Below are 15,310 nucleotides of genomic sequence, written 5' to 3' on the forward strand. Positions count from 1 at the left end.
GTGCTCTCCTTAGCGTTGCCACTGGGCGTGTTTCAGCGACCAGACAAAATCCAGTTTTTTGTAGCCGACGAAGGCCTTTTCCGGCAGCGGCGTAGTCGGGTAGGTGAGACCGCCTGAGGTCGGGATGGCGAAACTGAACCAACCGTTGCTCTTCGAGTAGGCGGCGGTGCCGTGGCAGGCCAGGCAGGACGATGTGTCCTGGAATGCCGACTCCAACTGTGAGTTCGCCAGGACCTGGGTAATGGGCTGGTATTCCACGCCGATCAACTGGTACTTCGACAGCGTCGGGTTATTGGCCTGGAACTGGGCGTTGACCGGTATGGCACCCGCTGTCGGCCCGGTGCTGTTTGTCATCGGCGTAGGCGGGTAGTCCTTGTTCACGGTGTATTTGGGGTTGTTGAGGTTTTCGAAGGTGGTCCAGACCCAGTCGGGGTTCAGTTTGTTGACCACATGCAAACCGCTCAACGCCGCATAGCCGACCTTGTACCCGGTGCCCACGGCGTAGTAGGCCTGGGCCACGTAGTAGCCATCCTTTTCCAACTGCTTCTTGTAGTTCGCGTCCGTGCCGATCCATAGCCAGGCGGCTTTCAACTCCCAGGCCGTGGCCGGAAAGTTCAGGTTGCTCGTCAGGGCCTCTTGACCATCCACGTTGTAGACATTGGTTTTTACGATGTAGTCGTAGGTGTCCTGGCCCATCAGCAGTTGAAAGCGCACGACGTGACCTTGTTGTGTGGCAGGCACGGCGGCACCGCCCATGGCCAGGCTCAGGCCGTCGACCTGCTGTACGGCGTTGATGTTATGCAGGAGACGGTTCGGGTCCAGCCCCAGGGCTTTGGCTTGCCTGAGCACCTCGCCCGGTGGCTTCATGCGGCTGTCATACGAACCGGGGTTGGCGCCATTGGCCAGATAGACCTGATCGGAAGGCTTGAACAGCTCCCACTGACGGTTGTAACCCTTGGCGTCGGACTGGTTCAAACAGACGAACCAGTTCCAGGCCATGGTCTCGGGACTATTGTTGAACGCGGTCCGGGTCTGGTCGGCGTTGTATCCAAATTGCAGGAAGTTACCGCAATTGAAGTTGGTGGCGTTCTCGGCCTGGGCCAAACCGGCCAGGGCACTTAGAACAGTGATGGAAATGGCTCGCCGCATGGAAGCTCCTTGGCATTCGCCGTATCGGCATGAGGGTGCCCCCGGAAGTGTTCCAGGAGCAGTTGCTTCACCGCCGTGGCCGCAAGGTGCTGCGGCAACGACAGATCACAATTGGTGATGAGCAGCGGGCCGGTCTTCTCGCTCGTGGGCAGCCGTCCGTGGCTGCCGCGGACCAGGCGGGTGTCCAGCGGAATCAGGTCCATGTAGTAGCGAAAGCCGAGCTTTTTCTGGAGCAGGCGGCGCGCCACTTTCAATGTCGGGAAGCGAATGGCCGGGTCGATGAACAGCTCGAGCGGGTCATAGCCTGGCTTGCGATGGATGTCCACGGTGCGGGCAAAGTCGGGAGCCTTGCGCTCGTCGAACCAGTAGTAATAATCGAACCAGTAACCGGGCGCGGCCACGGCCACCAGTTCGCCGCTGCGGGGATGATCCAGTTGCCAGGCCTGTTGTTCGGTTTTATCCAGCACCTGCTCGATGCCGGCCTGGCGTTGCAACAGCGCTTTGACGCGGGGGATGTCGCGCGCCTGCTTCACGTAGATGTGCGCGACCTGATGATCGGCCACGGCAAACGCTGCACTGGCACCGGGATCGAGCAACTCCCAGGTCAGCGATTGGCGGACCTGCAACAAGCCCTCGGCACGTAACAACCGGTTGATGGAAACGGATTGGGTGACGGCTTCGATCCCGTATTCGGACAGCAGCATCACTGCCGCGCCTTGTGCTTGGGCAAAGTCCAGCAGACGCCCGACTTCACCGTCGATGGCCCTTACGTCGTCGGCAATCGACGGGTGATCGGGGCCCAGGCGTTGCAGGCTGTAGTCGAGGTGGGGCAGGTAGATCAATTGCAGGTCGGGGCGGTTGAGCTGGAATTCGGCGATGGCGCAGTCGACGATCCAGCGGCTCGACGCGATGCCGGCCGCCGGTCCCCAGAAACTCGGAAAGGGAAACTCGCCGATCTGCTGTTCGATACGCTCATGCAACGAGGCCGGCGCCGAATACAGGCCGAACAGCTTGCGACCATCGGCCGGGTAGTGGGGCCGAGGGGTAATGGCGGCGTCCACGTCGGCATACATGTTGTACCACCAGAACAACTGGCTGCAGCGAAACCCGGGGTACTGGCGCTTGAGTGTCTGCCAGACCTTTTCCCCCTGGATCAGAGCATTGGGTTGCAGCCAGAAACGCACTTCGGCCTGATCGCGAAGATACCAGCCGTTGCCGACGATGCCGTGTTCCGACGGTGGTTGTCCGGTGAGGATCGAGGCCTGCACGGTCGAGGTGACCGCCGGGAACACTGGCTGCAGCGTGGCCATCTTGGCCGTTTTCAACAGGGCATTGATGCAGGGCGTCGCGGCACCCAACAGCGCGGGCGTCAGGCCGACCACGTTGATCAGCAGCAGCGGCTGGCGCGCAGGATCAGAGCGCATGGGCGTGGGCCTCCAGTGCCTGAGGTTGCAGCAAGCGGCGCTGTTGCAATTGATCCTCGACCCAATGCAACTCCGCCGCGATGCCCTGGAGTTGGGCATGCTCGGTCGTGGGCCGCAATTGGCTGGGCAGGACGCCCCAGCTGTAGGTTTCCACTTCCAGTACGGGGCGAAAATCCCCATGGTCGGCCAAAAAGTCGAAAGTCTGCGACAGGGCAAGCTGGCTGCCGCTGAGTTCGGGCAGCAGCAACTGCTCGCTGAACAGCGGAATGTGAAAGTGAATCCTCAGTTCGGGATGAGAGGCGCGGTTCTGCTCACAATCGTCCAGGGCCGCGGGGAGGTCGGCCCAGGCCGATAGCCGATCGTGCCCATCGCGAGCCTTCACTTGATGCAGGTAGGTGGGCTCGGCAAAACCGCTCAATGTCTTGAGCACCTGTTCGCGCCGGTGCTCGTCCTCAGGCAGGCGACAAATCAGTGCATTGGATAACTGGATCTTGCCGATGGGGACCCGGGCCCGACGCAATCGGTCCAGTGATTGATAGCAGTCTTCGAACATCACGGCCTGGTGGCAAACGTCAAAGCACAGCGCCAGGTGTTCATGGTGCGGGTCCGTGGCTTGCCAGTGGCGGAAGAAGGTGATGGCCTGGTCGGTGTTTTCCAGCACGCAATCGGGCTCCATCTCCAGGCAGACCACGATCTTCTTGCCCGTCTCCCGTTGCAGCCGGGCCAGCCCGGCAGTGAGCTCGCGCAGTTGCTGCTCGGCACGTTGTTGTAGCGTCGGGCTCCAGTGGGCGGCATAGCCCAGGGGCAGGCTGGAGATCACTCCCTGGGCACAGTCCGCTGGCAGGGCCTGGGCGAGAAATCGAGCCAGGTCCAGGCTGTACGCCAGCCGCTGCGGATCGGCCCAGCTGGGCAGGTAGACGTCGGCTTTCACCGCGCCCTGGTGAAATTGGCCGTAGGGAAACCCATTGAGTGAGGTCAGGCGTAGTCCGCTGCGTTGCAGCAGGTCGAGGAAATCCGCACGGGTCGACGCTTGTTGGAGTTCGGCGGCGGCGAGGGCGCTGATCCACAATCCACTGTCCTGCGTATCGAGCCCGCGCAGTGTGCGTACGGTCTGGAAATGCCGTTCGACGCAAGCGCATAGCCCGCCCAGGTCATGGGTCGGGTGAACGTTGCTGCAATAGCCGATCTGCGTGGCCGTCCAACCCGTGCGGGCGCTCATTTGATCACCGGTTCCTGGCCCCGCAGGGCGGAGTTGTCCTGCCATTGCCGCCGCTGATCGATGGGCAGGGGCGTGCTGACCAGGGCTTTGTCCAACTGGCCGCTCTGGGCGAAAAAGTCCACCGGGTTGTGGAACAGCACTTGTTCGACCTGGGCTTCACTGAAGCCTGCGGCTAACATTGCCTGGCCGGTCTTGGGCACCTTGAGCGGGTCGCTGATGCCCCAGTCGGCGGCGCTGTTGACCACCATTTTCTCCGTGCCGTACTGCTGCAGCAGCGCGACCATGCGTTGTTCCGACATCTTGGTGTTGGGGTAGATGGAGTGGCCGCGCCAGCAGTCGCTGTCCAGCACCAGGGGCAGGGTCAGTTCGTTGAGGTGGTCAATGATCACCAGATGTTCGGCAATGCCGACCTCGCGAATGACGGCGAGCGTGCGTTTGGTGCCACCAATCTTGTCGCGGTGCGGCGTGTGCACCAGCACCGGCAGATTGAATTGCTTGGCCAGCTCCAATTGCGCGGCGAGGAAGCGATCTTCTTCCGGGGTAATGTCGTCGTAGCCGATTTCACCCACCGCCACCACGCCGTCTTTCACCAGGTAGCGCGGGAGAATCTCCAGCACCTCATTGGCCACCGACAGGTCATTGGCCTCCTTGGGATTCAGGCCAATGGTGCAGAAGTGATGGATACCAAACATGCTGGCGCGAAAACGCTCCCAGCCCAACAGTGTGTCGAAGTAGTCGATGAAGCTGCCGACGCTGGTCCTGGCCTGGCCCTGCCAGAAGGCCGGCTCGATTACCCCGGTGATGCCGGCGGCCGCCATGTTCTGGTAATCGTCGGTGGTGCGGCTGACCATGTGGATATGCGGGTCAAAGTACTTGGGCATGGTGAATCCTCGTCAAAAAAAGCGGGGGGCGGTGGGGCATCAGTTCGGCGAAACGCCGCCCAGGTGCTCGTGCCATTGCGTCGGCAAGCGTTGTTGCTGGCCCAGGCCGGCCAGGCGCTGACGTTGCGCCGGGCTCAGCAGGTCGAAGGCAATGACGTGGGGCAGCCCGGCGGACACCGTTCGTTCGGCGGCGAGTTGTTCGTCCAGCAGGTCGAGGGCCAACTGGTTGAGGGTGACGCTTTGTCGTTGCGCCAGGCCGACCAGGCGTCGTACGTCGAGGCCCATGCCCAGCGCTTTCAGCACCAATTGGTTGAAGGCTTGTTCGTTGTAGTGACGCGATGGGTAGGCGGTGTCCAGGGCGAGGGCGGCGAACACCTGGCTGTTGCTGGTGCGCCCGGCCTGGCGTGCAAGCTCCACGCACGCTCCGCGACTATCGAGCCAATCGAGGGCTTTCAAGGTGGCGACCTTTTCCTGGTCGTCGCCCCACAGGAACAATTGGTGCAGCAGGGGGACTTGCCCGGCGGCGGGCTGCTGTTCCAGCACCTGGGCCAGCAGCAACGCCCGCGCCAGCTGGACGTTGCTCCAGCCATCGCCACCGGGTTGCGCACGCTCCTTGAGGTTGCGCTTGCATTGGCTGCTCATGAGCGCCGCGGTGTTGGCGTCCGGGCTTAGGGCAAGCTGTTCCTCTGCCTGATGCCACCATCGCCGTTCGCTTTCATCCAGATGGCGGATGAAAGGCTGGCGTTGTTCGTTCAGGCAATCGTGGCGCATGTCGAGGGCCGCCGATGCCGCTGCAGTAACGTCCGTGTTCATGTTGGTTTGATCCAGCGCTGGAAATGGGGAAGCAGGAAAAACACCACGACACATAACAGGCTACCCAAGGGCTGGTTAGCCACGGCCAGCACCAGGGCATCGAACAGCGGCAGGGCTGCCAGGCCAGCGCCGATAAAGGCGCGGACCTGCCGTTGCCGAGGGTTGGCCAGGTTGTGCCAGTAATGCCAGCCCAACCAGCCAAGCCATAACAGCAGCACCGGCCAAAACCAGGCGCTGCCTGCATAGACTGCCAAGGCCAGTGGGCTCAGCATCAGCAGCAGGGGGAGGCGGCTGATCAATTGGTTGCGGTGTTCCTGGCGAGCCAAGTAGGTCAGGCCGCTGATGTAGACACCGAGCAAAATGGCGCAGAGCCAGATCGGCCCCGCCGGCATCGCCAGGCTGGCCGCCGCGGTGAGGTAGAGCGCCGAGCGGCAGGCCCCCATCAGCCAGACGCTGTGGGCGTATCTCTTGTGCAGCAGGTTGTAACCGAGAATGCAGCCCACCAACAGCGTCGCGCTGCCCAGCAGCCAGTGCGGCTGCTCGATGAACTGGCTCAGGCCCAGCAGCGAGGCGGCAGCCAGCACCAGCAACAACGCAGTGGCCAGCCGCACGTGCTGGCGGCTCACCAGGCCCAGGGTTATGGGACGGGGGTTGTGGTGTTGTTGGTCCCAGTCGGCGTCCAACAGGTCGTTCAACAGCATGCCGGCGAGGTACAGCAGCGACAGTGCCACCAGCAGCAGGATCCACACCAGGGAAGACGGCGGTGCCAGGGCCCCGGCGCTGCTGGCGAGCAGGGCGGCGGCCAAGGTGTTGGTCCACACCGTGGGCAGGTTGGAGACACGGCCGAGGGTCAGCCAGGTCTTGAGGTTCGGCGCCGTCTGGTTCATTGCGCACAGCGCTCGTTCAGGATCGGCGCAAGCTCGACCTGGGTGGACAGCCGCTGCAATGCCTGCTCCATTCGCGCGGTATCGATTTCATGCAAGTCCACCGACTCGCCGATCCGGCTCAACATGGGGATGGAGAGTTGCCCGCCCAGATGCTGGCGGAACTCCTCCAATCCCAGCAAGACCTGCGAGCGCCCCAGTGCATCTTTCAAGGTCAGTTCTGGCGGGTTCAGGCAGAAGCCAAGCTTGAGCAGCAGGTTCAGCACCCGTTCGGTGTCGCCGTCGCTCAACAATCCCAGGGCATTGGCATAAAGCCCATCCAGGGCCATGCCCACCGCGACGGCTTCACCATGGCGCAGTCGGTGCTGACTGAGATTTTCCAGTTTGTGAGCGGCCCAGTGTCCGTAGTCCAAGGGCCGTCCGTTACCGCGTTCGAAGGGGTCGCCGGCACCGGTGATGTGCGCCAGGTGCAATTCGGCGCAGCGGCGGATCGCATAGCGGCTGGCCCCATGTTCGAAGTGGGCGAGGGCGTCGGCCTGTTGCTCCATCCATTGGAAAAACGCCTGGTCCTTGATCAGCGCCACTTTGACCGCCTCGGCCAGGCCTGCGATCTGGTCGCGCCGGGTCAGGCTGGTCAGCAATTGAAAGTCGTTGATGACTGCGATGGCGGGATAGAAGGCACCCAGCAAGTTCTTCTGGCCGAAGGCGTTGATGCCGTTTTTTACACCGATGCCGGCGTCGTTCTGGGCGAGCACGGTGCTGGGGATGCGAATCAGGCGAATGCCACGGTGGAAGGTGGCGCAGGCGTAGCCCACCGCATCCAGCACCGCGCCGCCACCGAGGGCCAGCACATGGCAATGCCGGTCCAAGCCATGTTTCAGCATGTCGGTGTACAGCCGCTGCAACACCTGTGAATCCTTGCTCGACTCGCCGGCCGGGACCGCAATCGGCGGCGCCTGCAGGTGCAGGTCTGGAAAGTGGCTGGCGAAGTAGGCGTTGATCTGTTCCTGCAGGTGCGGGGCGCTGTGCAGCAGTTGTTCATCGGCGAATATCAACACCGTGACCGGGCCCCTGTGGCCGGCCATGAGCTGGCGGTGCAGGCAGGGATTGAGCGGATCGAATACATGGTCGGTGAACACCACCGGGTAGTCGTAGCTGACCTTGAAGCGCCCGTGCAACGGTTGCTCCGCGTCGTGCCGGCGAAGGCTCTTGAACAGGCTGTACCCGGCGATGAACAGCCCGGGCAATACCATGCTGGCGAGCAAGGTCACCAACAGCGCGTTCTGCTCGACGAGAAAGGTGCCAATGGCGCTGTAGGCCAGCGCGAGGCCAGCGTTGGCCAGGGTGGTGACCAGGATGAAAGCGCGCAGAGGGTAGCCTTGCATACCGGCGGCGACGACTGAAGTTTCCGCCAATACCGGGACCCCGCGCAGGCAGATCAACGACAGTGTGCCCAACCGGTACGCCAGTTGCCCCGGCTGGCGCTGATGCAGGCCCAGGCGGCCGGACAACAAACGCAAATAGCCGGCGCCCAGGGCATAGCCCAACCCGGCGCCCAGGCACAGCCCCACGAAAATCGCCAGGTAACCCCCCACGCTGCCGAGCATGGCCACGGCCAGCAGCGCAACCATGCTCGACGGCACCGGCAGCACCACGTCCAGTGCCAGCAGGGCGACCAGCAACAACGCGAGGTAGAGTTTCTGCGCGGGCGTCGAGGGTTGGTACAGGTCGAGATGGGTCAGGAAGTCCTGGATCTGTTGTTCGAACAGCAAGAAGCTGGCGATCACCAGGGCGGAAAAGCAAACCAGCGACAGCCAGAAATGTCCGGCTGCGCCTTTTTGCGAGAGCAAACGATACCCACGGCCATGCTTCATCAAGCATCCCTCTTGTTGTTATTGACTGATTCCGTGTCAGTAATTGAAAGCAACGCCAAGTGTGTGTTTTAGGCCAATAGACGCTCTCGCCCGAAGGGCTGTCAGGTGTGGTTGACGATGTGGTTGGAGACAGATTTGAATCTAGACGGCCCGGGTGTTTTTGCAAGGCTATCTGATGGCGATTTGATTTGGGGCGCCACTCGCGTTTCAGGTGACCCGAATTAGCTGCTTGCCCGGCCCGTTCAGGGCCTCGAATAGCCGCGCAACTGCGCCGGGCTGACGCCAAGGCGTTGCTTGAACAGCGTGGTCATGTGCGCCTGGGAGTTGAAACCGCAAGTGTGGGCGATATCGGTCAGTCGGGCGGTTGAGTCGCGCATCAGCGCCCGTGCCTTGGCCAGGCGCCGGTCGATCAGGTAGCTGTGCGGGCTTTTGCCGGTGGCATTCTTGAATGCCCGCATGAAATACCCTTCGGACAAGCCAAGCAGCCCGGCCATTTCCTTGACCCCCAGCGGACCGTCGAGACCGGCGTCGATGAACTCGTCGAGCAGGCGCATTCGCCCGCCGGTGATGGACCCTTGTACGGGGGCCGAAAACGTCTTGGGGTCCTTCACCCGTTCAGCCAATCCGAGTGTCCAGGCTTCCCAGTCATCCTCTGCGCAGGCACGCAGCAGTGCGCTGCGCATTCTCAGGGCGAGGGTGATGGCCTGCGGGTCCATACGGTTGTTGAACGCATGTTCCCCCGGCAACGCCATACCGTCGGTGCGCACGACCCGCAGGTATTCTCCGCCCCTGGGAGATTCGGAGAACACGTCGCATTCGGCGGGGACAAATGCCAGGCCGTTGGGGATCGCCTCGAAGGGCTGCACGCGGTCGCTGCCGATGGCGTGCAGGCCACGCTGGCTGTCGAAGGCAAAGCCGATCGCCGACTGGGTGGCGACATAGCGGGTGGCGTAGGCGCAGCCGGGCAGCAATTCGATCGCCCACGGCCCTGCTTCGATACGACGGACCGGTTCGGACTGGGGCGGCTGTTGGCGGTTTCGAGGGTTCATGAACAGCATAGTAGTGAAGAGAGGAGCAGAAAGTCAGGTCAGTTTTCTGAAAGCCCGCCGATGGAGCCCTGATTAGACTGGGCAAAAACCCGGAGGCCCATCATGCACACACTGACTCGCGACGATATCGAACAAGCTGCCCGCCACTTATACGAAGTCATGCCCGCCACCGCCCAGTACGCCTGGCCCTTGTTGGCTGAACGGCTGGGTTGCACGGTGTGGGTCAAGCACGAGAATCACACCCCGACGGGGGCCTTCAAGGTACGCGGCGGCCTGACCTTCGTGCGCTGGCTCAAGCGCGAGCACCCAGAGGCAAAAGGCATCGTCACGGCGACTCGCGGCAACCACGGCCAGAGCCTGGCGCTGGCGGCCAGCGCATTGGGTTTGAAAGCGTTGATCGTCGTGCCGCAAGGTAACTCGGTGGAGAAGAACAACGCCATGCGCGGTTTTGGCGGCGAGGTGATCGAGTATGGCCGCGATTTCGATGAGGCCCGTGAGGAGGCCGTACGCCTGGCCCAATCGCATGGCCTCTACCTGGTGCCGCCGTTCCATCCCGAGTTGGTCAAGGGCGTGGCGACCTATGGGCTTGAGCTGTTCAACGCGGTGCCGGACCTGGACACCGTCTATGTGCCGATAGGCTGCGGCTCGGGGATCTGCGCGGTCATCGCCGCCCGCGATGCCTTGGGCCTGAAGACCCAGGTGGTGGGCGTGGTGTCCACCGAGGCCCTCGCGGCGAAGTTGTCGTTTGAAGCGGGCAGGCTATGCGAGACCGCGTCGGCAAATACCTTTGCCGACGGCCTGGCCGTGCGCAGGCCCGTTCCCGAGGCCTTTGCCATCTATGGGGCCGGGGCGGCGAGAATCGTAGCGGTCAGCGATGCTGAAATTGCCGGGGCCATGCGGGCGTATTACACCGACACCCACAACCTCGCCGAAGGTGCCGGCGCGGCCGCCTTGGCAGCGCTGATGCAGGAGCGTGAAACGATGCGGGGGAAAAGGGTGGCGGTGATTCTCTCCGGTGGCAATATCGACCGGCCGGTGTATGCGAATCTGATTGGCTGAGGTCGGGCTTGCCGCCGTCATCGCGAGCAAGCTCCCACAGGAGGGCCGAGGTGTATCTCGAATCTTACAATCACCCCGGACAACTGTGAGCGAGCTTGCTCGCGATAGCCGCAGGTCAGGTTGCACCTGAGGTTGAATGTGCCGCCAATGACTACGCCGCTTCCGCAGCCATGGCTGCCCGGACGCTGGGGCGTGTTGCGATTCGCGCCATGAACGCCGCCAGTGCCGGCCAATCCCTGATCTGGATATTGAACAACGGCAGCCAGTTCAGGATGGTAAACAAATAGCTGTCGGCCAGGCCAAAGGTGCCCATCAGGTAATCCTGTCGTTCAAGGGTCTGGCTGAGGTAATCCAGGCGCCTGAACAGTTTTGCCCTGAAGATGGCCTTGGTCGACTCTGCAATATCGGCGTTGAACAGCGGCGCACATCCGCTGTGAAGCTCGGAGGTAATGAAGTTCAACCATTCCTGCAAGCGAACCCGCTCCCAAGTGCCATTGGCCGGCGCCAGCGTGTTTGCGGGGACCAGGTCGGCCAGGTACTGGACGATGGCGGGCCCCTCGGTCAGGACATTACCGTTATCCAGCACCAAGGCTGCCACGTAGCCCTTGGGGTTGATGCTCAGGAAATCGAGCCCATCGGCAGTTCGCTTGGTTTTGTTGTCGACCCGAATCAATTCAAATGGCAGGCCCAATTCCCGCAGCACGATGTGCGGGGACAATGAGCAGGTCATGGGGGCGAAGTACAGTTTCATGGTTTCCTCAAGGACGGGGGGCGTGCTGTCAGAATCCGCGAGGGCCGGAACATTTTCAAACGACATCTTCAGTGCTAGCGTATGACAAAATCTCATGAGCAAGCCAAACCCAATGGCCATCAAAATCCCTTCCCTCAATGGCCTTAAAGCATTCGAGTCGGCCGCTCGGCATATGAGCTTTACCAAGGCTGCGCAAGAGCTGAACGTCACGCAGACAGCCATCAGCCATCAAATTCGCCGGCTCGAAGAGGAACTGGGCGTGCGCCTGTTCTTGCGGCTCAAGGATGGCCTGGCCCTGACAGACGAAGGACATGCCTATTTCCCAGGCGTTCGCGCGGCGTTCCATGAGTTGCGCTATTGCACGCAGACGTTGCTGCAGAGCCGCAGCAACAGCATCTTGACGATCAGTACCCTGGTTTCATTTGCTTCCAAATGGTTGTTGCCGCGACTGGCGTCATTCCAGCAGGCGTTTCCCAACATTGACGTGCGCGTTACGGCATCTACCGAACGAGTGAATTTCCGTGAGGGCGGCGTCGATGCGGCCATTCGTTACGGTTCCGGGGACTGGAAGGGGTTGCGGGCGGACTGGCTGATGGCCGATGAGATCTTTCCGGTGTGCAGCCCCAGGCTGCTGCAAGGTCCGAAAGTCCTGGAGAATCCACGCGATCTGGCCCGGCACACCTTGTTGCAGGTCAGTGGGGTGACCCGCGACGACTGGAGTGCCTGGTTGAGCGCCGCTGGCCAGCCGAAAAAACTGGCCGAAGGCAGCCGGCTGACATTCGACCTTGCCATGATGGCCGTTCAGGCTGCGGTTGACGGTCTGGGGGTCTGCATTGGGCGTTCGACCTATGTCGAGGATGACCTGAAGGCCGGGCGATTGGTTGCACCCTTTGATCTGCGATTGAAATCTGACCTTGGCTTTTATTTCGTGAGCCCGCATGAAACAGCCGAAACCCCCAAAGTGCAGGCCTTTAGAACCTGGCTGATGGATTCGTTGGGTTTTGGCGCCGAAACATGATTACCGCGTACCGTTCAGCCTTCAGTCAGCGAGCCGATATGAATAGAAGGTCCGGTTACTTTCAGGGTTCACCGAGGGTACGTCATGTTTAATACAACACTAAAAAACGAACTGACGGCTAGGACGGCCGAATTGGCAACATACAAAGGATTGGTAGGCTCCCTGGAGCGGTCGATGGCTGTTATCGAGTTCAGCCCCGACGGCAAGGTCCTTCGGGCGAACGAAAATTTTCTTGGCACGATGGGCTACCGTGCTGATCAATTGGCCGGCCTGTCCCATCGGGATTTTTGCACCCCGGCGCTGGTGGGCAGCGCCGAGTACCGTGAATTCTGGAACCAGTTGCGCGCCGGTCAGTTTGTTTCCGGCACGTTTCAGCGCCGTAGTGCGCAAGGGCAGAACGTGTGGCTGGAAGCCAGCTATAACCCGATAGTGGACGAGCAGGGCCGCGTCGTGAAGGTGGTCAAGTACGCACTCGATGTCACCGCCAAGGTTGCCAGCGAGGCAGAAACACGTGGCCGGCTGGCGGCACTCGACCGGGCCATGGCCGTGATCGAGTTCGACCTGGGCGGCCACATCCTGACCGCCAACGACAACTTCATGAATGTCATGAATTACACGTTGGCAGAGCTCAAGGGCAAGCATCACCGGATGTTCTGCGAACCGAGCCTGGTTGGCAGTTCGGAGTACAGTGATTTCTGGCGCCGTCTCAACGCCGGCGAGTTTTTCAGCGGCCAATTCAAGCGCCTCGGCAAAAACGGCAAAGTCGTCTGGCTGGAAGCCAGCTACAACCCGGTCTATGACGCCGAAGGCAAGTTGTGCAAGATCGTGAAGTTCGCCAGTGACATCAGCGAGCGGGTGGAGAAATTCGAAGAGGATTCGCGTGGCGCTTCCCGTGCGTACCATATCTCCGCCGAGACCGAGCGAGTGGCCGAACAGGGTGCCCAGGTGATCCACCAGACTGCCAAGGAGATGCGCGAGATTGCCGATAACATTGGCTCTTCCGCGCGTCTGGTTGGGCAGTTGGGCGCGCGTTCGGAAGAGATCACTGCCATCGTCAACACCATTCGCGGCATTGCCGACCAGACCAACCTGCTGGCCCTCAACGCGGCCATCGAGGCGGCACGGGCCGGGGACCAGGGGAGGGGGTTCGCGGTCGTGGCCGACGAGGTCCGGCAACTGGCCGGGCGCACCAGTCGCTCCACCTCTGAAATTGCCGAAATGATCGGCATGATCCTCTCCGAAACCCGCGATGCCGTCGCCAGCATGAACGTGACCCATGAAGGCGCATTGCGCGGCGTAACCCTGGCAGATCGGGCCGGTTCGGTCATCGTGCAAATCAGGAACGGGACCACGGACGCACTTGAGGCCGTGAGCATGTTTGCGTCCAAGCTCGACGAGTCCGAGGTGATACCCAAGACGGCTATCGGCTGGGTGGGTTGAGGTGAGCTGAGGCCTCGCCCTTGCGATTCATGCGCTTGACCAATTCAAGCAATACCGCTCGCAGTTCCGGCGGTCGCACGGGCTTGGCCAGCACCGAGATACTCAGGCTTTGCAGCGATTGGCGTATCCGCTCGATCTCATGCCCGGTGATGACCAGCGCCGGAATTTGCCAGCCGCGCTGCTCGCGTAGCGCGGCAATGCATTCGGCGCCCGAGACTTTTGTGCCCAGGTCGAAGTCGGCGATGACGATGTCGCAATCGCTGGTCAACCCTTCGCCGTCGCTGTGGGCCTCGACCTCGCAGCCCCATTTTTCCAGCAGCGCCGAGGTCGCCATCAGTACGTTGGCGTCGTCTTCAACCAAGCACACCCGTAACCCGTCCAGGCGATTCTGGACGGGCACTACCTTGGGCGCCATGACACGTGGTGCTGCCGGCTCCAGGCCGCTGATCGCCACCCGGGTGCCTTGTCCGACCTTGGAGCGGATGTGTATATCGACGTCGAGCATCTGGCTGATGCGCTTGACGATGGACAGGCCAAGGCCAAGGCCCTCGACATCCTTGTCGCGCATATGGCGCACGCGGTAGAACTCCTTGAACACTTCGGGCAAATGTTCGGCGGCGATGCCGCGCCCCTTGTCGTAGATCACCACGGCCAGGCGCTTGCCCTGGCGCCGCACGCCGATCAGCACGGGTTGGCCGGGTGCGTATTTGAGCGCGTTGGACAGCAGGTTCTGGACCATCGTAGTCAGCAAGCCGGGATTGACGCTGACCCAGTAAGGACAATCGCGCAGACGCAGCTCGACGCCGGCCCAGCGGGCCGCTTCGGTGTTCTGCTTGACGACGTCCTGCAGCAATTGGCCCAGGTGTACGGTGTCGGCCTTCGGCATCAGTTGGCCGTGATCGAGGGTGTAGATATCGAGGATCGAGCGGAATAGCTGCGACACGGTGTGCAGCGAACGGTCGATGTTGTCCACCAGTCGCAACTCTTCCTGGCCCAACCGGGCATCGCGCAGGCAGGCCGTGAACAGGCCGATGGAGTGGATTGGCTGGCGCAGGTCATGACTGGCCTGGGCCAGGAATCGCGATTTCTCCTGATTGGCCAAAATGGCTTCTTCGGAGGCAATGCGTGTGCGCTTGAGCAAAATGTGCGCGTAGGCGGGCACCACAATGGTGGTGACGATCAACATCAGGAACATGTAGGGCTGCGTATGCCAGAACGGGGTCAGCCAGAAAACCAATACCAGGCTCGACAATGCGATAACGGTCGCCAACGCCAGGTAGCGCGAGCCGAAGCGCATGCCATTGCCCAGCGTGACCCAGAGTAATGCAGCGTACACCGGGAGCGTGCCCTCTCCACCGACGATCATGGCAAATGCGATGCCGGCATAGTCATGCAGCATTGTGAAAAGGCGCCGCCAGAAGAAGTGTCCGGGCCAGCGCTTGATGATCATGCGCAGGAACACCGAGACGACGATGAAGGTACAGATGTAGATAATGATGGGTACGTAGCTCGCGGCGTCTTCTGGATAGAGGCCGGCCAGGATGACGATATACAGCAGCGCGCAGGCGCTGACGGTCAGGCGTAATGTGGCCTGGTCGAGTTCACTGTTCTTTTCCACCGGTTTTCGAACCTCATGGGCTTCTGGTGCCTTGAGATAGCGTAGCGGCTGGCCCATCAATGCGACTCAGAATAGTTGCCCGGGCCGGGATACTTCAGGAGGGGACTACCACGCAGGGCGTCGGGAGAGCA

The 15,310-nt window shown here is 61.7% G+C and carries 12 protein-coding genes and 2 pseudogenes; 4 read left to right on the forward strand and 10 right to left on the reverse strand.

What is annotated here, in order from left to right:
- Nucleotides 1–9: 9 nt before the first annotated feature.
- The 8 genes from BLT00_RS03160 to BLT00_RS03195 form a co-directional block, all read right to left on the reverse strand.
- Complete coding sequence (locus BLT00_RS03160; RefSeq protein WP_092141870.1) at nucleotides 10–1,149, reverse strand: hypothetical protein; 1,140 nt, start codon at nucleotides 1,147–1,149, stop codon at nucleotides 10–12.
- A complete protein-coding gene (locus BLT00_RS03165; protein ID WP_092141867.1) occupies nucleotides 1,119–2,573 on the reverse strand; it encodes an alkaline phosphatase family protein in 1,455 nt (484 codons plus the stop codon). Before BLT00_RS03165 ends, BLT00_RS03160 begins: the two co-directional genes overlap by 31 nt.
- A complete protein-coding gene (gene eboE, locus BLT00_RS03170) occupies nucleotides 2,563–3,792 on the reverse strand; it encodes a metabolite traffic protein EboE (protein WP_092141865.1) in 1,230 nt (409 codons plus the stop codon). Before eboE ends, BLT00_RS03165 begins: the two co-directional genes overlap by 11 nt.
- Nucleotides 3,789–4,673: a TatD family hydrolase gene (locus BLT00_RS03175; protein WP_058545409.1), complete on the reverse strand. Its 885-nt coding sequence runs from the start codon at nucleotides 4,671–4,673 to the stop codon at nucleotides 3,789–3,791. The genes eboE and BLT00_RS03175 overlap by 4 nt, the downstream gene beginning before the upstream one ends.
- Nucleotides 4,674–4,712: 39 nt before the next feature.
- Entirely contained in the window at nucleotides 4,713–5,486 is a 774-nt protein-coding gene (locus BLT00_RS03180; RefSeq protein ID WP_092141862.1) for an EboA domain-containing protein, read from the reverse strand.
- Nucleotides 5,483–6,373, reverse strand: coding sequence for a UbiA family prenyltransferase (locus BLT00_RS03185; protein WP_092141859.1), 891 nt, complete (start codon nucleotides 6,371–6,373; stop codon nucleotides 5,483–5,485). The genes BLT00_RS03180 and BLT00_RS03185 overlap by 4 nt, the downstream gene beginning before the upstream one ends.
- A complete protein-coding gene (locus tag BLT00_RS03190; protein ID WP_092141856.1) occupies nucleotides 6,370–8,244 on the reverse strand; it encodes a 3-dehydroquinate synthase in 1,875 nt (624 codons plus the stop codon). The genes BLT00_RS03185 and BLT00_RS03190 overlap by 4 nt, the downstream gene beginning before the upstream one ends.
- A gap of 242 nt (nucleotides 8,245–8,486) precedes the next feature.
- Nucleotides 8,487–9,302: a helix-turn-helix transcriptional regulator gene (locus tag BLT00_RS03195; protein ID WP_092141853.1), complete on the reverse strand. Its 816-nt coding sequence runs from the start codon at nucleotides 9,300–9,302 to the stop codon at nucleotides 8,487–8,489.
- Nucleotides 9,303–9,395: 93 nt separating this feature from the next.
- On the opposite strand from BLT00_RS03195, the gene BLT00_RS03200 reads away from it, so the two are divergent.
- Nucleotides 9,396–10,352: a threonine dehydratase gene (locus tag BLT00_RS03200; protein ID WP_092141850.1), complete on the forward strand. Its 957-nt coding sequence runs from the start codon at nucleotides 9,396–9,398 to the stop codon at nucleotides 10,350–10,352.
- Between the two features lie 151 nt (nucleotides 10,353–10,503).
- Here the strand turns inward: BLT00_RS03200 and gstA are convergent, their stop codons facing one another.
- Nucleotides 10,504–11,103, reverse strand: coding sequence for a glutathione transferase GstA (gstA, locus tag BLT00_RS03205; protein WP_092141847.1), 600 nt, complete (start codon nucleotides 11,101–11,103; stop codon nucleotides 10,504–10,506).
- Nucleotides 11,104–11,215: 112 nt separating this feature from the next.
- On the opposite strand from gstA, the gene BLT00_RS03210 reads away from it, so the two are divergent.
- From BLT00_RS03210 to BLT00_RS32435, 3 genes and pseudogenes are all read left to right on the forward strand, one after another.
- Nucleotides 11,216–12,121, forward strand: a complete 906-nt coding sequence (locus BLT00_RS03210) for a transcriptional regulator GcvA (protein WP_092141844.1) — start codon at nucleotides 11,216–11,218, stop codon at nucleotides 12,119–12,121.
- A 174-nt stretch (nucleotides 12,122–12,295) separates the two neighbouring features.
- Nucleotides 12,296–12,973 (forward strand): annotated as a pseudogene (locus BLT00_RS32430) (PAS domain-containing protein); the annotation flags it as partial.
- 114 nt (nucleotides 12,974–13,087) lie between these two features.
- A pseudogene (locus tag BLT00_RS32435) lies at nucleotides 13,088–13,561 on the forward strand (methyl-accepting chemotaxis protein); the annotation flags it as partial.
- On the opposite strand, the gene BLT00_RS03220 reads toward BLT00_RS32435, so the two are convergent.
- On the reverse strand, nucleotides 13,542–15,236 hold the full coding sequence (locus BLT00_RS03220) for an ATP-binding response regulator (protein ID WP_218190036.1): 1,695 nt from the start codon (nucleotides 15,234–15,236) through the stop codon (nucleotides 13,542–13,544). The pseudogene BLT00_RS32435 and the gene BLT00_RS03220 overlap by 20 nt on opposite strands.
- Nucleotides 15,237–15,310: the final 74 nt, after the last annotated feature.

It is taken from the genome of Pseudomonas sp. NFACC51 (assembly GCF_900103575.1).
Taxonomy (GTDB): domain Bacteria; phylum Pseudomonadota; class Gammaproteobacteria; order Pseudomonadales; family Pseudomonadaceae; genus Aquipseudomonas; species Aquipseudomonas fluorescens_Q.